The sequence below is a fragment of the Variovorax restrictus genome, from assembly GCF_051216715.1.
Taxonomy (GTDB): domain Bacteria; phylum Pseudomonadota; class Gammaproteobacteria; order Burkholderiales; family Burkholderiaceae_C; genus Variovorax.
Map to the genome: position 1 here is coordinate 1203009 of NZ_JBPJZH010000001.1, position 19174 is coordinate 1222182.

Below are 19174 nucleotides of genomic sequence, written 5' to 3' on the forward strand. Positions count from 1 at the left end.
GCCCGGCCGCCCGAAGGCGTTCAGCACCGCAGCGCGAAGCGCGGAGGTTTCCAATGAACGCTTCCACACCACCGACCCGCGATTTCGCCCGCAACGCCGACCTGGTGTTGATCGTCGACGATGTGCCCGACAACCTGGCGGTGCTCCACGACGCGCTCGACGAATCCGGCTACACCGTGCTGGTCGCCACCAGCGGCGAGGCCGCGCTGGCCCGCGCCGCGCAGGCCCGGCCCGACATCGTGCTGCTCGACGCGATGATGCCGGGCATGGACGGCTTCGAGGTGGCGCGCCGCCTGAAGGCCGATGCCGCCACCGCGCACATCCCGATCGTCTTCATGACCGGCCTCACCGAGACCGAGCACTTGGTCGCCGCGCTGGAGGCCGGCGGCGTCGACTACGTCACCAAGCCGATCAAGCCGAAGGAAGTGCTCGCGCGCATGAACGTGCACCTGCAGGGCGCCCGCCGCGCGCGGCAGGAGGCGCAGCAGGCCGGCCAGGCGCGCAACGCGCTCGACGCCTTCGGCTACGCCAGCATCACCGTGCGCCTGCCCGAGGGTCGCATCATCTGGCAGACCGCGCTGGCGCGCGAGATGCTGCAGCGCTACTGCGACACCGTGGCGCCCGCCACGCCGCCGGCCGTGCTCGACTGGCTGCACCGCCACCTGCCCGACGTGCAGCGCGCACAGACCGAGCCGCCGCCGCTGTCGATCGTGCAGGGCGCGCGAACGCTCACGCTGCGCCTGCACCAGCAGACCGGCCACGACGACGCGGGCGACGACTGGCTGATCATCATGCGCGAGGTGTCCGACACCTCCGTCATCGAGGCGATGAGCCTGAGCCTGAAGCTCACCGCGCGGGAGGCCGAGGTGCTGTACTGGGTGGTCAAGGGCAAGACCAACCGCGACATCGGCGAGATCCTCGGCAGCAGCCCGGCCACCGTGAAGAAGCACCTCGAACGCGTCTACGTGAAGCTTGGCGTCGAGACCCGCACCGCCGCGGCCGGCGTGGCGACCAAGCGCATCCGCGAGTTGCAGCCGCAGTTCGAGCTATAGGGCGATCCAGAGGCGTCGCGGCAGTGGCCGGGCCGGGTCTGGGAAGAGGGTTTTCCCCGGGCCGAACCGTGAAATCGGTCGCTGAACATTTGCACACGAATGGGTATAAATATTGGCCAGGTGTGCACGGCACATCGCAGAAGCCTCGAGGCGCGCCATGAACAATCTCGTCATCGCCAAGTATTTCGATTGGGGAACTGGGTCCGCGGAAAAACTGCCCGAGGACGTGGCACAACTGGCCCAGCGTCTCGGCCCCAAGTGGCGGATCGAGCGTGCGATGGACCCGGGACGCGACATGACGAACATGGCGCAACGCGCCAACCTGTGGCACTTCGCGTCGCAGGTCATCGCTTACGGCGTGCCCGGCGACTTCGCCGAATTCGGGTCGTTCGACGGCAAGTGCGGCGTCATCTTCCAGAAGGTGATCGATGCGACCGACACCACGCGGCACCTGCATCTCTATGACCATTTCCAATTCGAGTTCAACCTGACCGGGCGCGACATCCAGAGCGAGCTCAAGCGAAATTTCGCCTCGGCCGAGGCATCGCCGCCAGTGATTCATGTCGGTGATTTCGAAGACACGGTGCCCGACGAGTTGCCCGAAACGCTCGCCTTCGTCCACATTGACTGCGGTTTCGGTGGCGACCCCGAAGCCCATGCCGAAGTGATCGAGCGCCTGCTGGTGCACGTGTACCCCCGCATGTCCCCCGGTGCCGTCTGCATGCTGATGGACTACCACGAAGCCGGCCGCAGCGAGGGGCCCGACCACAACCCCGGCGTCGCGATCGCGGCGCGCCGCTTCTTCGCGGACAAGCCGGAAAAAGTGTCGCTACTGTGGGCCGGCGAGTACAGCCACGGCTACTTTCGCAAACGCCAAGCAGGCGGGGTCGCGTCGGGCGGCTGATCGCGCTTGCGGGCCTACAGTACGGCGCTCTGCCGCCGATACATGCCCATGACCTTTTGCTTCTCGGACCTGCGACATCCCGTCCTCGCCGCCTGCCTCCTGGCCTGCACGCAAGCGCAGGCGGCCGGCCATTTCGACGTCGACGATGCAGGCACGCTCGATGCAGACCAGTGTCTGGTCGAGGTGTGGGCCGGTCGGCTGCGCAGCCCTGCCGACCTGAATTTTCAGCATGTCGGCGGGGCCTGCGCCGTCGGCCCGGTGGAGCTGGGGTTCAACGTCGACCGTGCCTCGGCGCCTGGCTCGGCGGCTGCCGTGCTCGTCGGCCCGCAGATCAAGTGGAATTTCTGGGGCCGCGAGCCGGAGGCGACATGGAGCGCTGCCGCAGCGTTGGCGACCAGCGTCGACGCGCGCCACGGCGGTCGGGCCGGCGGGCAATTGCTCCTGCCGCTGAGCTGGCGCGCCAGCGATCGCCTCGACGTGCTGGTCAACGCCGGGGCCGGCTGGGCCACCGGCACCGGCGTGGCCACGGCCCGCGGCGGTGCCGCGCTGGCATGGACCTTCAACGAATACATCACGCTGATCGCCGAGCGCAACCGCGCTTTCGACCTGTGGACATCGCGCCTGGGCGTGCGCATCGCCGTCGCGCCGCTGACGACGATCGAGCTCAGCGCATCGCGCAGCGGTCGCACCGACGACGGCCGCCTGCGCGGCATCGTGATCGGGCTGAACCGCGAGTTCTCGCGGCGTTGAGACTCACTCGATCTTGATGCCCGCGTCGTTCACCACCTTGGTCCACTTCGGCACTTCCTTCTGCAGCAGCTGGCCGAAGGCGTCGGGCGTGCTGGCCACCACTTCCACGCCCTGCTCGCGGAACTGCTTGACCACCTCGGGGTCCTTCAGGATGGCGACGATGTCCTGGTTGGCGCGGTCGACAACCGCCTTGGGCACGCCGGCCGGCATCTGCATGCCGAACCACACCACCACCTCGTAGCCAGGCACGCCGGCTTCCTGCACGGTCGGGGTGTCGGGCAGCAGGCCGGCGCGGCTGCTGCCGGTCACAGCGATGGGCTTGAGCTTGCTCGCCTTGATCTGCTGCATCAGGTTGGGCACGTTGTCGAACAGCACATCGATCTCGCCGCCCAGCATCGCCATCACGGCCGGCGCGCTGCCCTTGTAGGGCACGTGCGTCATCTTCGTACCGGTCATGCTCATGAAGAGCTCCATCGACAGGTGGTTGGACGAGCCCGAGCCGGTCGAGCCGTAGTTCAGCTTGCCCGGGTTCTTCTTCGCATAGTCGATGAGTTCCTTCAGGTTGCTCACGCCCGGCAGGTCGGGGCGGATCACCAGCGCGTTCTGCGTGTAGCCGGCCCACACCAGCGGCTGGAAGTCGGTCAGCGCGCTGTAGGGCAGCTTGCTGCCGTAGAGCGCCGGCAACGCCGAGAAGGGCAGGGGCGTGATCAGGATGGTGTAGCCGTCGGCGGGCGCCTTGGCCGCGATGTTGTTGCCCAGCACGGTATTGCCACCGGGGCGGTTGTCGACCACCACCGACTGCTTCCAGACCTTGCCGAGCCGGTCGCCCACCGTGCGCGCCAGCGTGTCGTTGAAGCCGCCCGGCGGGTACGGCACGATGATGCGCGTCGGCTTGCTCGGGTAGTCGTCGGCTGCGGCCGCGACGCCGCACAGGGCCAGCCCGAGGCACAGCGGCGCTGCGAGGCGAATGAGGGTTCGTTTCGTGAAAGGCATGTCTTGTCTCCGTTTGGTTTTTTGGGGGAGGGGCAGGGGCGCTGACGTCAGAACTTCACGACATAGCCGGGGCCGTCGACCATCGGGTACTTGTCGAAGATCGATTCGTCCACCTCGATGCCCAGGCCATGGCCCTTCGGCGGTTCGACACAGCCGTCGGCGCCGATGGCGAAGGTGCTGCCGAACATGTCGCGGAAGGGGTTGAACTTCGACACGCAGGCCTCGAAGTAGCCGGCGTTTTCGGTGGCTGCCAGGAAGTGCAGCGTGGCCGCGTGGTTCAGGCCCGTGGCCGAACTGTGCGCGTGCACCGGAATGCGGAAGGCCGAGGCCATGGCCGCGATGCGCACGCCTTCGGTGATGCCGCCGCTCTTCGACAGGTCGGGCTGCCACACCTGCACCGCGCCCGCGTCCAGCATCTGGCCGAACTCGAAGCGGGTGAAGTGGTTCTCGCCGGCGGCGATCGGCACCAGCGGCGTGATCTTCGCGGCCTCGCGGTACGACGCGAAGTCGTTGCAGGCAAAGGGTTCTTCCAGCCAGCCGGCGTGGATGTCGGCCAGCGCCGGCAGCACGCGGCGCACGTCGGCGATGGTGTAGGCGGTGTTGGCGTCGGTCAGGATGTCGATGTCGTCGCCCAGCACCTCGCGCACCTTGCGCACGCGGGCGATGTCGTTCTTCACCGTGTCGCCGATGCGCAGCTTGACGGCCTTGTAGCCTTGCTCGACATACGACTGCGCTTCTTCGGCCATCGACTCGGCCGGCTGGTAGCCCAGCGCGATGCCGCCGGCGTACGCCGGAATGCGCCGGTGCGAGCCGCCCAGCAGTTCGTACAGCGGCATCTTGGCGGCCTTGCCGCGGATGTCCCACAGCGCCATGTCGATGCCCGACAGCGCCAGGCAGGTGCCGGCGCCCAGGCCGTGGCTCGACAGCTGCATGCGGTGCACACGCTGCCATGCGCCCACCACGTCGGTCGCGTTCATGCCGACGAGCAGCGGCTGCAGCGTGTTGTGCACCAGTGCCGTGATGGCGCCGGGGCTGCGGCCGGGGTGTGCCTCACCGTAGCCGGTGATGCCTTCGGAGGTTTCGACGCGGATGATGATGCAGTCGCGCTTGAGCGTGCTGCCGATGCCCATGGTCACGGTCTTGCCTTCGGGCAGGCGGTAGGACAGCGGCACGGCGGTGATGCGGGTGATCTTCAAGGGTTGTCTCCTGTGCGTTGAAAGAGGGCGGTCAGGCGCGCAGCGCGGGCGGCGTGCCGAAGACCTGCGGGTTGACGATGTTGGGCGGCTGCTCGCCGCGCAGCAGCAGCGCGGCCAGCGTGTCGACGGCCAGCAGGCCCATGGCGCGCTCGGCCTCCTGCGTGAGGCCGGCGAGGTGCGGCGTGAGCAGCACGCCGGGGTGGCGGCGCAAGGCGCTGTCGTCCGGCAGCGGCTGGGTCTCGAACACGTCGAGCACCGCGCCGGCCAGGTGGCCCGCATCCAGGGCGGCCGCGAGGTCGTCTTCGCGCACCACGGGGCCGCGCCCGACGTTGACGAGCACCGCGTTCGGCTTGGCCTGCGCGAGCACCTCGGCATTCACCATGCCGCGCGTCTGTTCGGTGAGCGGGCAGGCGATCACGACGAAATCGCTGGCGGCGAACAGCTCAGTGAGCGACAGCGTCGTGATGCCCGCGGGCACCCTCGACGGCGTGCCGGTGCACACCGCCAGCGTCATGCCGAAGCCGTGCCGCGCGATGTCGCTGATGCGCTGGCCGATGGCGCCGTAGCCAACCACGCCGAGCGTACGTCCCTGCAGTTCGAAGGTGCGCGCGCCGGCCTGCGTGCGGGCCGCCCAGTCGCCGCTGCGCACGCTCAGGTCGAAGGCGGCCAGCTGGCGGCTGTGCGCCAGCAACGCAGCGAACACGTACTCGGCCACTGCATTGGCATTGACGGCCGGCGTGTTGCCGACCGGAATGCCGTTGGCCGTGGCGCGTTGCACCGGGATGAAGTCGAGCCCGACGCCCTGGCGCATCACACCGCGCAGCGCATGCGGCCGGTCGAACAGGTCGGGCGGCAACAGCCGCCGCACGATCAGACCCTGCGTGTCGGCCATGGCCTCCCGCAGCGCCGCGTCGCTCTGCGTGCGGGTGAGCCCGTCGGGCAGCTGCGACACGGCCGCCCAGGTGGCGAGGCGCGCCTGCGCGTCGGGGTGCAGCGGGTCGGTCAGCAGGACACGAGGAAGATGCATGGTGCGTCAGAAGTTGTGTGATGAATCTATCAGACAACTTTTTAGCTGACGACCGGGTTTGTGCGGAGTCGCGGCAACCCGCGTGCGCCATGGCCCGCACCCGGATCGGCGTTATTCTTCGATGCTCAACAGGAAACCGCCATGACCTTCGACCCTGCTGTCCGCCAGGCCTTCGCATCGCAAGGCGTGCTGCGCGCCTCCATCAACCTCGGCAATCCCATCCTCGCGAAGAAGGACAAGACGACGGGCGAGCCTGGCGGCGTGTCGGTCGACCTGGCCCGCGCCTTTGCAGACCGCCTCGGCGTCGGGCTCGAGCTGGTCGTGTTCGACACGGCGGGGAAGTCGGTCGAGGCCGTTGCCGACGAGAAGGCCGACATCGGCTTCTTCGCCATCGACCCGGTGCGCGGCGCGCAGATCGCCTTCACGCATGCCTACGTGCTCATCGAAGGCAGCTACCTGGTGCGCGACGGCTCGCCGCTGCAAGACAACGGCGAGGTCGATCGCGCGGGCCATCGCATCGCGGTCGGCAAGGGCAGCGCGTACGACCTGTACCTGACGCGCGAACTCAAGCACGCCGAGATCGTGCGCGCGCCGAGTTCGCCCACCGTGGTGCAAACCTTCCTGGACCAGAACCTCGATGTCGCGGCTGGCGTTCGGCAGCAGCTCGAGGCCGATGTGCAGAGGCATGCGGGCCTGCGGCTTCTCCCGGGCCGCTTCATGGTGATCCAGCAGGCCATGGGCACGCCGAAGTCGCGCGGGCAAGAAGCGGCGGCCGTGCTTAGTGCCTTCGTGGAGGAGATGAAGGCTTCGGGCTTCGTCGCCGACGCGCTGGCGCGCCACGGCATCCAGGGCGCCTCGGTGGCGCCGACCGAACCGGCCGCCTGATCGAAGTCGGGGCGGCCTTCAGCGCTTGGTCGTCGGAAGGCCCGGCGTGCCGCCCAGCTTGGTGCGGGCCACGCGCTGCGCGGCCGCGCGGCTGTCACCGGTCCAGAAATCCTTGCCGGCCTGCTCGATGCGCTGGCCGGTGTTGTGCATGTGCAGGAAGGCGGCGGTGCGCGCAGCGGCCGGGTCGCGTGCCTTGATGGCGGCGCAGATCGCTTCGTGCTCGGCCAGCACCTGGGCGGCGAGGTCGGTGCGCCGTGCCTCGTTGGCGCGGGTCAGACGGATCGCGTCGTGCAGCGCCCGCGTCAGCATGCCCAGCAGCTCGGTGTAGTGCGGGTTGTGCGCCGCGCGCGAGATGGCGATGTGGAAGGCCAGGTCTTCGGCCACGCCGTCACCGCCGTCCTTCACCGCGCGTGCGATGGCGCGCAGCGACTGCTGGATCAGCGTCATCTCGGCGCCGGTGCGGCGCTCGGCCGCCAGCGCCGCCATTTCGGCCTCGATGCCGCGGCGCAGTTCGAGGATGCGCAGCACCCCCTCGGCGGGGTTCTCGTTCGGCTGGCCGAGACGGAAAGCGTCGGACACCTTCGGGTCGCGCACCACCGTGCCGCTGCCCTGGCGCGTCTCGACCAGGCCTTCGGACTTGAGCCGAGAGATGGCCTCGCGCACCACCGTGCGGCTCACGCCGTACTGCTCGGTCATCGACTGTTCCGTCGGCAGGCGCGTGTTGACCGGATAGACCCGCGCGCGGATGTCGGCCGCGATGAGCCCCGTCACGCGATCGGCCAGCGTGCCTTCGGTAGCGATGCGGGCGTTCGGCGCGTCGGTGGTGGAGAAGGCCATGGCGGTCGGTCGTGCGGGCGGTTCGGAGGGAGCGAAGAATACCACCGACGCTCTCGTGCTTGACAAAGTGATATGACGTATTTGTAATACGACCAGAGACAACGCGGCACCTTCCGGGCTGCGAGAAAACCCTGATCGCTCCGTCATGAACCTTCCGCCACGGCCTCGCGCCTTTCTGTGCCGCCGCTTCACGCCCGCCGTCGAGGCCGCGCTGCGGGAACGTTTCGCACTGGAGGTGAGCGAGGACGACGCGATCCTGCCGTCTGCCGAAATCGCGCGCCGAGCCGCGGGTTGCGAACTGCTCTTCGTCAGCGCCACCGAAGCCGTCGACGCCGCCACCATCGCGCAACTCGCACCCACGCTGCGCGTGATCGCGACCCTCTCGGTGGGCTACGATCACATCGACAGGGCGGCCGCGCGCGCTGCCGGCGTGCAGGTGCTGCACACGCCCGACGTGCTGAGCGATGCCTGCGCCGAGATCGCGCTCATGTTGCTGCTCAACGCCTGTCGCCGCGGCTTCGAGGCCGATCGGCTGGTGCGCAGCGGTGCGTGGGCGGGCTGGGCGCCGACGCAACTGCTGGGCATGGGCCTGGTCGGCCGCCGGCTCGGCATCTTCGGCATGGGCCGCATCGGGCGTGCCATCGCCGTGCGCGCCCGCGCCTTCGGCTTGGGCATCCACTATCACAACCGGTCGCGGCTCGACGCGGCGCTGGAAGAGGGCGCGACCTACCATGCCACGCTCGACGGGCTGCTCGCCGCGAGCGACATCCTGATGATCGCGGCGCCCGGTGCGCCGTCGCTGCGCGGCACCTTCGACGCCGAGCGGCTGGCGGTGCTGCCTGCAGGCGCCGTGGTGGTGAACATCTCGCGCGGCGACCTGGTCGACGACGAGGCCCTGATCGCTGCGCTCCACAGCGGCCAGGTGCGTGCAGCCGGGCTCGACGTCTTCGCCAACGAGCCCCATGTCCACCCGGGCTATTGCACGCTGGACAACGTCTTTCTCTCGCCCCATATCGGCAGCGCCACGCACGAGACGCGCGACGCGATGGGCTGGCTGCTGATCCACGGCGTCGAGGCCCTGGCGCGCGGCGAGACGCCCGACAACCTGCTTTCCTGATTACCTGATTACCTGATTCCCACCCAACCACCCTTGCCATGAAGCTCCAACACCCCGATCTGTTCCGCCAGCAATGCCACATCGACGGCCGCTGGGTCGATGCGTCCGACGGCGCGACCCTCGACGTCACCAACCCGGCCGACGACAGTGTTCTCGGCACCGTGCCGCGCCTGACCGCGGGCGACGTGCGCAGCGCCATCGACGCGGCGAACAAGGCGCTGCCGGGCTGGCGTGACACCAGCGCCAAGGAGCGCTCGCGCCTGATGCGCCGCTGGTACGACCTCTGCATGGCGCACCAGGACGACCTGGGCATGCTGCTGACGCTCGAGCAGGGCAAGCCGCTGGCCGAGGCCAAGGGCGAGATCGCTTACGGGTCCAGCTTCATCGAATGGTTCGCCGAAGAGGCCAAGCGCGTCTATGGCGACATCATTCCGGCCGCGACGATGGACCGCCGCATCGTGGTGCTCAAGCAGCCGGTCGGCGTGGTCGCGGCGATCACGCCGTGGAACTTCCCCAACGCGATGATCACGCGCAAGGCGGGTGCCGCGCTGGCGGCCGGATGCACCATCGTCATCAAGCCGGCGTCGGCCACGCCGTGCTCGGCGCTGGCCCTCGCGCAACTCGCGGCCGAGGCGGGCATTCCCGCCGGTGTGCTCAACGTGGTGACCGGTTCGGCCTCGACCGTCGGCGGCGAACTCACCGGCAGCCCGATCGTGCGCAAGCTGTCGTTCACCGGATCCACCGAGGTCGGCAAGAAGCTGATGGAACAGTGTGCGGGCACCGTGAAGAAGGTGTCGATGGAGCTGGGCGGCAACGCACCCTTCATCGTGTTCGACGACGCCGACCTCGATGCCGCCGTGGCCGGCGTGATGGCTTCGAAGTTCCGCAACGCGGGCCAGACCTGCGTGTGCGCCAACCGCATCTTCGTGCAGGCCGGCATCTACGACCGCTTCACCGAAAAGCTCAAGGCGACGGTCGAGGCGCAGGTCGTCGGCAACGGGCTGGAGAAGGGTGTCAACCTCGGCCCGCTGATCGACGACGCGGCGGTGGCCAAGGTGCGCGAGCACATCGAGGACGCCGTGGGCCTGGGTGCTCATGTCGTGACCGGCGGCAAGGCGCATGCGCTGGGCGGCCGCTTCTTCGCGCCGACCATCCTGGCGAACGTCTCGCCGGACTCGAAGCTGATGCAGGAAGAAACCTTCGGCCCCGTGGCGCCGCTGATCCGCTTCGACACCGACGAACAGGCGGTGGCGATGGCCAACGACACGCCCTTCGGCCTGGCCGCCTACTTCTACACGCAGGACTACGCGCGCGCCTGGCGCGTGGCCGAGGCGCTGGAGGTTGGTATCGTCGGGCTCAACGAAGGGTTGATCTCGACCGAGCTCGCACCCTTCGGCGGTATCAAGGAATCGGGTGTCGGGCGCGAAGGCTCCAAGTACGGCATCGACGACTACCTCGAGATCAAGTACGTCTGCGCCGGCGGCCTCGGCCGTCCGATGCGGGCATGACCATCACAGTGATTTCAGCGCAGGAGATACGAATGGAAAACATCGGACTGGTCGGCGTCGGCCTCATGGGCCACGGCATCGCGAGCAACATCGTCAAGCACGGCCACCCGCTGTCGGTGCTGGAGCACCCGGGCAACCAGCCGCTCGACGCGCTGAAGGCGGCGGGCGTGAAGACCTTCGCCACCGCGAGCGAGCTGGCCGCGGCGGTCGACGTGGTGATCCTGTGCGTCACCGGCACGCCGCAGGTCGAGGCGGTGCTGCTCGGCGACACCGGCGTGCTCAAGGGCATCCGACCCGGCACGATCATCATCGATTGCTCGACCGCGCTGCCCGATTCGACCGAGCGTCTGGCCAAGATCGTCGCCGAGGCCGGCGGCCGCTTCATGGACGCCGCGATGACGCGCACGCCCAAGGAAGCCGCCGAAGGGCGCCTCAACCTGCTGGTCGGCGGCGATGCCGAGCTGTTCCGCGACTGCCGGCCGCTCCTGGCCTGCTTCGCCGAGAACATCACGCATGCCGGCCCGGTGGGCGCCGGGCATCGCATGAAGCTGCTGCACAACTACGTGTCGCTCGGCTCCGTCGCGCTGATCGCCGAGGCCGCCGCCTGCGCCGAGCGCGCCGGCGTCGACCCCGAAGTCTTCGTCGACGTGCTGGTCAAGGGTGGTGGCGGCGGCACCGCGCTGGAACGGCTGCGCCCCTTCTTGTTGAACAAGGACCCGAGCGGTTTGCGCTTCGCGATGTCGAACGCGCAGAAGGACTTGGGCTACTACACGGCCATGGCCGAGGCCAGCCACTCGGCCCGGAGCATTGCCGATGGCGTGCGCCAGACACTCGACGGTGCGGTGCAGGCCGGCAACGGCGAGGCGCTGCTGCCGGAACTGGTGGCGGTGCTGGCGAAGCGCGGCGACGGCAGCTAGGGCCAACAGGGGATTCGGCGCGTCACGCTGCGACCGTGAACGCCGATACCGCCTGCACCAGGTGCCGCGCCTGCACCCGCATGCCCTCGGCCGCCGCTGCGCTTTCTTCCACCAGCGCGGCATTCTGTTGCGTGGCCTGGTCGATCTGGGTGATCGCCTCGCCCACCTGTGACACACCGGCGCTCTGCTGGGTATTGGCCGAGCTGATCTCGCCCATGACGCCGGTGAGGCGCTGGACCGAGGCGACCACCTCGGTCATCGTCGTGCTGGCCTGACGGACCAGCGCGTTGCCCTGATCGACGCGCTGAACGCTGGCGTCGATCAGCTTCTTGATGTCTTTCGAAGCGCTGGCCGAGCGGCTGGCCAGGCTGCGCACTTCACTGGCCACCACGGCGAAGCCGCGCCCCTGTTCGCCGGCGCGGGCCGCTTCGACCGCGGCATTCAGCGCCAGGATGTTCGTCTGGAAGGCGATGCCGTCGATCATGCCGATGATGTCGGCGATCTTCTTCGAGCTGTCGTCGATCGAGCGCATGGTGTCGGCCACCTGTCGCACCGCCTCGCCGCCCTTGGTCGCCGCCGCCGAAGCGTCCTGCGCCAGCTGATCGGCATGCTGCGTGCTGTCGGCGTTCTGCTGGACGGTGGCATTGAGTTCCTCCATCGACGCCGCGGTTTCCTCGAGCGCTGCCGCCTGCTTCTCGGTCCGTTGGCTCAGCTCGTTGTTGCCCTGGGCAATCTGCGACGAGGCGCTCGCCACCGACTCCGAACTCCGGCGCACCTCGCCCACCACCGTGGTCAGGCTGGCCTGCATGTCCTTCAGTACCGTCAGCAGCTGTGCGGTTTCGTCCTTGCCCCGTGCGTCGAACTGGCGGCTCAGGTCGCCCGCCGCGACGGCGCGCGCGACCTCCACCGCCCGTTGGATCGGGCGCGTGATCGTCCGGCTGAACAGCACGCTGGCGCAGAGGCTCGCTCCGCACACCGCGAGCATCAGCACGATGGAAATCGTCGAGGCGCGTTGGCCATCGGCGGCGGCCTGCGTCGAGACGATCGCGCTGTCCGCCGCGATCTTGTCGATCGATGCGTCCAGCAACTTGGCCGGCTCACGGTCCATGCCGCTGACGGCAGCGTCGCCTGCCGCGGGGTCGAAGCCGGCCGCTACGAAGGCGTCGAAGCCCTTGCGGTAGTTCATGCCCATCGTGGCGTGCGACGCGGCGAACCGTTCCACCAGCGCCTTCGCTTCGCCCGCGGGCAGGGCGGCGATGAGCTTGCGGCTGGTCGCGTCCACGTCCTGTTCGATCTTGCGGAACGCACTCCAGTGCCGGTCCAACGCTTTCGGGTCCTGGCCACGGAGCAGCACGTTCTTCCATTCCTGCACCTGGGTCTTGAAGGCCAGCGCCAGGGTGTTGGCGTCACGTTCGCTGTCGTTGCTCGCCTGCACCGTCGTGGCGTAGGTCGCAAGCGATTGGTTCAGGCCGGCGATGCCGAACAGCGCGGCGCCGAGCACCAGAAGCAGTGCGGCGACCATGACCAGCGGAAGTTTGAGGCTCAGTTTCATCGGGGTTTCCAGATCGGGGGCACCGACGGCCCTCGGCATCGCCACGGAGAATCCGAAAAGGCAGGCCAGCAGGGCACCGAGGGTGCCAAGCAGGTTATCGGCGTGCGCCAGCCGAACTTGAGGGCGGCCTTGCGATGGGCGCTGTCGGCCCGCTACGCGCCTTCGGCACCCTCGATCAGGAAGCGCACCCGCCGCAGGCCCTGCCATTCATCGGCATCGAGCCGGAAGGCCAGCACCACCTTAGTCGGCAGCGGCTCGGTGTGGCCGAACCAGATGCCGTCGACCGGCTTGCCCTGGTGCTTGAGCCGCAGCGCCAGGTGCTTCTCGCCGACCAGGCGCTGCGAGATCACTTCGACCTCTTCGCTGAAGGTCGGCGGCGCGAAGCCCTGGCCCCAGACCTCGCGGTGCAGCGTGTCGACCAGGTCGACGCGCATGTACTCGGCGGCGATCGGGCCGTCGGTGTCGATGCGGCGCGTGAGGGAGGCGGCGTCGAGCCATTCGGTGGCGACCTGTGCCAGCGCGCGCTCGAAGGTGCCGATCTGGTCGCGTGCCACGGTGCAGCCCGCCGCCATCGCATGGCCGCCGAAGCGCAGCAGCACGCCGGGGTGCCGCTTGGCGACCAGGTCGAGCGCATCGCGCAGGTGGAAGCCGGGGATGGAGCGGCCCGAGCCCTTCAGCTCGTGCTCCTTGCCCGGTGCGCCGCTGGCGGCGAACACGAAGGTCGGGCGGTGGAAGCGGTCCTTGAGGCGCGACGCGACGATGCCGACCACGCCTTCGTGGAAGGCCGCGTCGAACACGCTGATGGCCGCGGGCACCGACTCACCGCCGTTGCCATCGACGTCGAACAGCGACTCCGCCAGCATCAGCGCCTGGTCGCGCATGCCGCCCTCGATGTCCCGTCGCTCGCGGTTGATGCCGTCGAGCATTCGCGCCAGTTCGTCGGCGCGACCGGCATCGTCGGTCAGCAGGCATTCGATGCCCAGCGTCATGTCGGCCAGCCGGCCGGCTGCGTTGATGCGCGGGCCGAGTGCGAACCCGAAGTCGAAGGTGGTGGCGACAGGCGCCTTGCGGCCGGCGGCGCTGAACAACGCGGCGATGCCGGCGGGCAGTGCGCCGGCGCGGATGCGGCGCAGGCCCTGGGCGACCAAGCGGCGGTTGTTGGCGTCGAGCTTGACCACGTCGGCCACAGTGCCGAGTGCGACCAGCGGCAGCAGCACGTCGAGCTTGGGTTGGCTGGCGGCATCGAAGACGCCGCGCGCCCGCAGCTCGGACCGCAGTGCCAGCAACACATAGAACATCACGCCTACGCCGGCGATGCTCTTGCTCTGGAACTCGCAGCCGGGCTGGTTCGGGTTCACCAGCACGTCGGCGTCGGGCAGTTGCGGACCGGGCAGGTGGTGGTCGGTCACCAGCACCTGCAGGCCGCGCGCTTTGGCAGCAGCGACGCCGTCGACGCTGGCGATGCCGTTGTCGACGGTGATGAGCATGTCGGCGCCGCCGTCGGCCACGCGCTCGGCGATCGGCGGCGTGAGGCCGTAGCCGTCGACCACGCGGTCGGGCACCAGGTAGGCGACATGTCTGGCGCCGAGCAGCTTCAGGCCGCGCACGGCGACCGCGCAGGCGGTGGCGCCGTCGCAGTCGTAGTCGGCCACGATGCACAGGCGCTTGTCGTCGCGGATGGCGTCGGCCAGCAGCACGGCGGCCTCGCGCGCGCCCTTGAGCGTGTCGGGCGGCAGCAGGCGCGCCAAGCCATCGTCGAGCTCTTCCTTGCCGAGCACGCCGCGCGCCGCGTAAAGCCGCGCCAGCAGCGGGTGCACGCCGGCCTGCTCCAGCGCCCAGACGCTGCGCGGCGGGATCTCGCGGGCGACGATCTTCACAGCGCGGCCAGCACCGTCGTGGCTTGCGTGCGGGTGAACAGGTTCTTCACCCAGCTGACGGCGCCGCGCGGCTGCGGTTCAAAACGGCGCGCGGCGCGGTCGCCGCACAGCGTGAGCTGCACCGCCTCGCCGCGGCGGTAGGCGGCCAGCAGTTCGGCGATGGGGCCGGCGTCGAGCGCCTGCCAGGCGGCCGTCCATGCCGCGGCGTCGTCGCGCAGTGCCGGGGCGCGCAGCGTGTCGAGCACGGTCGGGCTCTCCGCGTTGAGACGGCCTTGCGTCAGCACGCCGGTGCCACTCAACCAGAAGGAGTTGATCGGCTGCAGGCCGCGCGCGATGCGCTCGTCGTTCACGCGCTGCGTGTAGAGCAGCATCTGCATCTCGTTCTGCAGCTTGCGCACCGGCTTGAGTGCATCGGTCAGCGGCGCCCAGGCCGAGATCGGCCCGCCGGCCGCGCGGTCGAGCGATGCGGTGGGCAGGCCGCGGAACAGCTCGCCACGCGCGAGCCAGCGGCCGGGCGCGGTCGAGCGACGCAGCACGATGCCGTCTTCCTGGAAGAAAGGGCGGGCGGCTTCGAGCAGCGCCTGCGATTCGGAGGCGTCGATCGCCATGTCGCTCGGGTCGTGCAGCACCACCTCGTCGATGGCGACTTCCCAGTGACACAGCGTCAGCACGGCCCAGGGCTCGTCGGCGCCGGCGCGCGAGAGCCCCGTCTGCTGCGCCTCGCGCGCACCCCAGGCGATGCAACCGTCGGCCGCGTCGATGCCGAGGGCGCGAGCCAGCGCGCGCTCGTGCGGCGGTGTGAGGGTGGTGTCGGCCTGCGTGTCGTCGTGGGCCACGGCGAGGCGGGTGATGAGTGCGTCGAGATTCGGGAGTTGCAACGTGGCCAGCGCGGCAGGACAAGCGGAAGACCCGCGGCCGGCAAAGGGGATCAGGAGATGTGTCGGGGAGGGGGGAAGGGCCATGGGGCCTATTGTCGGGTCAGGGCGAAGAGCCACTTCGGGATGCCACAATTCCGCTCCTATGCCCCTTCCTTACGAACTGCAACTCGGCTGGCGCTACACGCGTGCGGGCCGGGCGACGCGGCGCAACGGCTTCATCTCCTTCATCTCCGGTGTCTCGATGCTCGGCATCGCGCTGGGCGTGGCGGCGCTGATCATCGTGCTGTCGGTCATGAACGGCTTCCAGAAAGAGGTGCGCGACCGCATGCTCGGCGTCGTCTCGCACATCGAGATCTTCTCGCGCGACGGCCAGGCGCTGCAGGACATCGGCCCGATCATGGACGCGGCGCGCAAGAACCCCGAGGTGATCGGCGTGGCCCCTTTCATCACCACCCAGGCGCTCATCGCGCGCGGCGAGGACATGAAGGGCGCGCTGGTGCGCGGCATCGAGCCCAGGCTCGAACCCGAGGTGACCGACTTCGCGAGCACCGCGCAGAAGGGCGCGCTCGACAAGCTGGTGCCCGGCGAATTCGGCATCGTGCTGGGCGGCGAGCTGGCGCGTTCGCTCTTCGTGCGGGCCGGCGACCAGGTCACGCTGGTGGCGCCGGGCGGCCAGGTGACGCCGGCCGGCGTGGTACCGCGGCTGAAGCAGTTCACCGTGGTCGGCACCTTCGATTCGGGGCACTACGAATACGACTCGGCACTGGCCATGATCCACGAGCAGGACGCGGCCCGCGTGTTCCGACTCGAAGGCCCGAGCGGCGTGCGCCTGAAGCTCAAGGACCTGAACCAGGCGCGCCAGGTGGCCGACGAGCTGGCGGTCACGCTGCCGGGCTCATTCCTGATCCGCGACTGGACCCGCCAGAACAAGACCTGGTTCGCCGCGGTGCAGGTCGAGAAACGCATGATGTTCATCATCCTCACGCTGATCGTCGCGGTGGCGGCCTTCAACCTCGTGTCGACGCTGGTCATGACCGTGACCGACAAGCGCGCCGACATCGCCATCCTGCGCACGCTGGGCGCGAGCCCGAAAAGCATCATGGGCATCTTCGTGGTGCAGGGCGCGATGGTGGGCGTGATCGGCACCGTCGGCGGCTTGCTGCTGGGCCTGGGCATCGCCTACAACATCGACGTCATCGTGCCGGCGCTGGAGCGGCTGTTCCAGGCGAGCTTCCTGCCCAAGGACATCTACCTGATCAGCCGCATGCCGAGCGACCCGCAGCGGTCGGACATCATGCCCATCACGCTGATCTCGCTGGCGCTGGCGTTCGTGGCCACGCTGTATCCGAGCTGGCGCGCCAGCCGGGTCAATCCTGCGGAGGCGCTGCGCTATGAGTGACATGACCCCCACGCTCGGCACTGGCGTGTCCTCGCTGCCCCCCGAGGGGGCCGCCATCGGCTTGGGGCGGCCCGGCGCCGATGGGCCCAAGGTCGTCCTCAAGGTCCGCGGCCTGACCAAGCGCTTCCACGAAGGCCGCATCGACCTCACCGTGCTGCATGGCGTCGACCTCGACGTGCATGCCGGCGAGACGCTGGCCATCGTCGGCGCTTCGGGCTCGGGCAAGAGCACGATGCTGCACCTGATGGGCGGGCTCGACGCGCCGACCTCGGGCAGCGTCGAGTTGCACGGCAAGAACATCGCGCACGCCGATGCGGCCGAACAGGGCCGGCTGCGCAATCGGCACCTCGGCTTCGTCTACCAGTTCCATCACTTGCTGCCGGAATTCAGCGCGCTCGACAACGTCGGCATGCCGCTGAAGATCCGGCGCGCGCCACCCGCGGAACAGGTCGAGGCGGCCACGAAGATGCTCAAGGCGGTCGGCCTCGGCGAGCGGCTGCAGCACCGCCCGGCGGAACTGTCAGGCGGCGAACGCCAGCGCGTCGCCATCGCGCGCGCACTGGTGACCCAGCCCGACTGCGTGCTGGCCGACGAGCCCACCGGCAATCTCGACCGCAGCACGGCCGACGGCGTGTTCGCGCTGATGCTCGAACTGGCCCGCCAGCACGGCACCGCCTTCGTCATGGTGACGCACGACGAGACGCTGGCTAGCCGGTGCGACCGCGTGCTGCGGCTGGTGGCGGGGCGGCTGGCCGACTGATTGCTTTCTTGCCGTCCCCGGTGGGGCGGCGCTAGTGCGAAGACAGGGCCAACGGCTGTTCTTCTTGCGTTGGCCGCACATCGAGCGGCAGCACGCACAACACCTTGCCACCCAGCGTCAGCACCAGGCCGAGCCGGCCACCCATCTGCATCACCTGGCAGACCGCGCGCGACGTTCCGGAGTGGGGGGCTATCACTGCCGCGGCAGCGACCGCACGCACCGGCGGCTGCCGCAGCATCGCGAACAGCGTTCGTGGATCGCCGTCGCGCAGTGCTTGCCTGTACATCCGGAAATGGGCCTCTGACGCCGCGTCTTCGCTGTCCCTGTCCTGACGCAGCCGCAGCAGTGCGCGATGCAACTGCTGTCGGCACGCCGCTTCGGTCCTGCCGCTGGCCTGCGCCATTTCCTTGAAGCTGGCTTCGAAGACTTCACGCAGCAGCACGGCGGCACCCTCGGCCGGCGACAGCCTGGCGGCCATCGACCGCAGCGCCCGGTCGATGGATTCCGCCTGCGCCGCCTCGGCCTCGGCCGACGGGGCGTTGGCGGCAGACGCATCGGCGTCGCGCAGCCAGCGCTGCATCCAGTTGTCGCGCCGCAGACGATCGATCGCGAGGTGCTGCATCACCGTGGTCAGCCACGCCTGCGCCGAATCGGGTCGCAGCGTGTCACCGGCTTCGAGCGCGCGCAGGTAGGCGTCCTGGACCACGTCTTCGGCATCGGCGTGCCCGGCGAGCATGCGCGCCGCCGCACGAACCAGGCGTTGTCGCAGCACCGGGAATTGCGAGAGATAGCGTTCGTCGAGCATCGCGCCAGCTTGCCACAGCGCGCGCCATGTCACGAAACCGCGGGCTTGTTCGTCAAGACAGTTCCATTCACAGGAGCCTTCCTCATGCCCACCTCGCCCATGTTCTCCATGGCATCCGACGACGACACGCACCCCGCGTCCACGGCCGAGCCGCGCAATTCCTACCTCGAGGAAAAGGCGTTCAAGTCGCGCACGCTCCTCATCTTCGGCAGCATCACCGATTCCGTGGCCGCCGACGTCACGCGCCGGCTGATCGCACTGGACGCCGACAGCCCCGAGAAGCCCATCGACATCCTCGTGAGTTCGCCGGGCGGCCACCTGGAATCGGGCGACGCGATCCACATCGTGCGTTTCATCAGCGCGCCGGTGAACATGATCGGCACCGGCTGGGTCGGCAGCGCCGCCACGCACCTGTTCCTGGCCGCGCCTCGGGAGCGCCGCGTGTGCCTGCCGAACACGCGCTTCCTGATCCACCAACCCAGCGGCGGCGCGGGCGGGCAGGCGACCGATATCGCCATCCAGGCGCAGGAGATCCTCAAGGCCCGCCTGCGCATCGCGCACGAGATCGCCCGCGAGACCGGCAAGCCGATCGAACAGGTGCTGCTCGACATCGAGCGCGACCGCTGGCTCTCGGCGCAGGAGGCGGTCGAGTACGGGCTGGTCTCCCGCATCGTCCAGCGGAAGACGGAGCTGGGCTGAGAGGGCTGAGGCCCCCGC

18 protein-coding genes are annotated in these 19174 nt (G+C 69.1%); 10 read left to right on the forward strand and 8 right to left on the reverse strand.

From position 1 onward, the window contains the following. Positions 1 to 53: 53 nt before the first annotated feature. From ACSFA0_RS05670 to ACSFA0_RS05680, 3 genes are all read left to right on the forward strand, one after another. Positions 54 to 1052 carry a response regulator gene (locus ACSFA0_RS05670; protein WP_435449242.1) on the forward strand — a complete coding sequence of 333 codons (999 nt, stop codon included), beginning with the start codon at positions 54 to 56 and terminating at the stop codon, positions 1050 to 1052. 157 nt (positions 1053 to 1209) lie between these two features. Continuing rightward, the gene (locus ACSFA0_RS05675) at positions 1210 to 1956 is read left to right on the forward strand and encodes a class I SAM-dependent methyltransferase (protein ID WP_435449243.1); all 747 of its coding nucleotides are present in this window, start codon (positions 1210 to 1212) and stop codon (positions 1954 to 1956) included. A gap of 48 nt (positions 1957 to 2004) precedes the next feature. Then, positions 2005 to 2706 carry a hypothetical protein gene (locus tag ACSFA0_RS05680; protein ID WP_435449244.1) on the forward strand — a complete coding sequence of 234 codons (702 nt, stop codon included), beginning with the start codon at positions 2005 to 2007 and terminating at the stop codon, positions 2704 to 2706. 3 nt (positions 2707 to 2709) lie between these two features. Here ACSFA0_RS05680 and ACSFA0_RS05685 read toward each other — a convergent pair whose 3' ends face one another. Genes ACSFA0_RS05685 through ACSFA0_RS05695 form a run of 3 tightly spaced genes read right to left on the reverse strand, consistent with a single transcriptional unit; the run spans position 2710 to position 5922 of the window. Then, complete coding sequence (locus ACSFA0_RS05685) at positions 2710 to 3699, reverse strand: Bug family tripartite tricarboxylate transporter substrate binding protein (protein WP_435449245.1); 990 nt, start codon at positions 3697 to 3699, stop codon at positions 2710 to 2712. A 47-nt stretch (positions 3700 to 3746) separates the two neighbouring features. After that, the gene (locus ACSFA0_RS05690) at positions 3747 to 4895 is read right to left on the reverse strand and encodes a mandelate racemase/muconate lactonizing enzyme family protein (RefSeq protein ID WP_435449246.1); all 1149 of its coding nucleotides are present in this window, start codon (positions 4893 to 4895) and stop codon (positions 3747 to 3749) included. A 31-nt stretch (positions 4896 to 4926) separates the two neighbouring features. Next, complete coding sequence (locus tag ACSFA0_RS05695; RefSeq protein ID WP_435449247.1) at positions 4927 to 5922, reverse strand: NAD(P)-dependent oxidoreductase; 996 nt, start codon at positions 5920 to 5922, stop codon at positions 4927 to 4929. A 141-nt stretch (positions 5923 to 6063) separates the two neighbouring features. Here ACSFA0_RS05695 and ACSFA0_RS05700 point away from each other — a divergent pair, with 141 nt between their 5' ends. Next, a complete protein-coding gene (locus ACSFA0_RS05700; RefSeq protein ID WP_435449248.1) occupies positions 6064 to 6807 on the forward strand; it encodes an ABC transporter substrate-binding protein in 744 nt (247 codons plus the stop codon). An 18-nt stretch (positions 6808 to 6825) separates the two neighbouring features. Here ACSFA0_RS05700 and ACSFA0_RS05705 read toward each other — a convergent pair whose 3' ends face one another. After that, positions 6826 to 7644, reverse strand: coding sequence for a FadR/GntR family transcriptional regulator (locus tag ACSFA0_RS05705; RefSeq protein WP_435449249.1), 819 nt, complete (start codon positions 7642 to 7644; stop codon positions 6826 to 6828). Positions 7645 to 7789: 145 nt separating this feature from the next. Between ACSFA0_RS05705 and ACSFA0_RS05710 the strand changes: the two genes are divergently transcribed. From ACSFA0_RS05710 to ACSFA0_RS05720, 3 genes are read left to right on the forward strand one after another with little or no spacing between them, the layout of a single operon-like run. Then, entirely contained in the window at positions 7790 to 8761 is a 972-nt protein-coding gene (locus ACSFA0_RS05710) for a 2-hydroxyacid dehydrogenase (protein WP_435449250.1), read from the forward strand. A gap of 38 nt (positions 8762 to 8799) precedes the next feature. Continuing rightward, a complete protein-coding gene (locus ACSFA0_RS05715) occupies positions 8800 to 10269 on the forward strand; it encodes an NAD-dependent succinate-semialdehyde dehydrogenase (protein WP_435449251.1) in 1470 nt (489 codons plus the stop codon). Between the two features lie 32 nt (positions 10270 to 10301). Then, positions 10302 to 11186, forward strand: coding sequence for an NAD(P)-dependent oxidoreductase (locus tag ACSFA0_RS05720; protein ID WP_435449252.1), 885 nt, complete (start codon positions 10302 to 10304; stop codon positions 11184 to 11186). Positions 11187 to 11208: 22 nt separating this feature from the next. On the opposite strand, the gene ACSFA0_RS05725 is transcribed toward ACSFA0_RS05720, so the two are convergent. From ACSFA0_RS05725 to ACSFA0_RS05735, 3 genes are all read right to left on the reverse strand, one after another. Then, a complete protein-coding gene (locus tag ACSFA0_RS05725) occupies positions 11209 to 12738 on the reverse strand; it encodes a methyl-accepting chemotaxis protein (RefSeq protein ID WP_435449253.1) in 1530 nt (509 codons plus the stop codon). A 152-nt stretch (positions 12739 to 12890) separates the two neighbouring features. Beyond that, entirely contained in the window at positions 12891 to 14615 is a 1725-nt protein-coding gene (recJ, locus tag ACSFA0_RS05730; protein ID WP_435449254.1) for a single-stranded-DNA-specific exonuclease RecJ, read from the reverse strand. Continuing rightward, entirely contained in the window at positions 14612 to 15577 is a 966-nt protein-coding gene (locus ACSFA0_RS05735) for a hypothetical protein (protein ID WP_435449255.1), read from the reverse strand. Before ACSFA0_RS05735 ends, recJ begins: the two co-directional genes overlap by 4 nt. A 58-nt stretch (positions 15578 to 15635) precedes the next feature. Here ACSFA0_RS05735 and ACSFA0_RS05740 point away from each other — a divergent pair, with 58 nt between their 5' ends. Together ACSFA0_RS05740 and lolD are read left to right on the forward strand one after the other, a co-directional pair. Beyond that, positions 15636 to 16892, forward strand: a complete 1257-nt coding sequence (locus ACSFA0_RS05740) for a lipoprotein-releasing ABC transporter permease subunit (RefSeq protein ID WP_435449256.1) — start codon at positions 15636 to 15638, stop codon at positions 16890 to 16892. After that, positions 16885 to 17652 (forward strand): lipoprotein-releasing ABC transporter ATP-binding protein LolD, encoded by a 768-nt coding sequence (gene lolD / locus ACSFA0_RS05745; protein WP_435449257.1) that lies wholly within the window; start codon positions 16885 to 16887, stop codon positions 17650 to 17652. The genes ACSFA0_RS05740 and lolD overlap by 8 nt, the downstream gene beginning before the upstream one ends. A 31-nt stretch (positions 17653 to 17683) precedes the next feature. Here the strand turns inward: lolD and ACSFA0_RS05750 are convergent, their stop codons facing one another. Beyond that, on the reverse strand, positions 17684 to 18457 hold the full coding sequence (locus tag ACSFA0_RS05750) for a sigma-70 family RNA polymerase sigma factor (protein WP_435449258.1): 774 nt from the start codon (positions 18455 to 18457) through the stop codon (positions 17684 to 17686). Positions 18458 to 18565: 108 nt separating this feature from the next. On the opposite strand from ACSFA0_RS05750, the gene ACSFA0_RS05755 reads away from it, so the two are divergent. Then, positions 18566 to 19156 carry an ATP-dependent Clp protease proteolytic subunit gene (locus ACSFA0_RS05755; RefSeq protein ID WP_435450901.1) on the forward strand — a complete coding sequence of 197 codons (591 nt, stop codon included), beginning with the start codon at positions 18566 to 18568 and terminating at the stop codon, positions 19154 to 19156. The last annotated feature ends 18 nt before the right edge of the window (positions 19157 to 19174 follow it).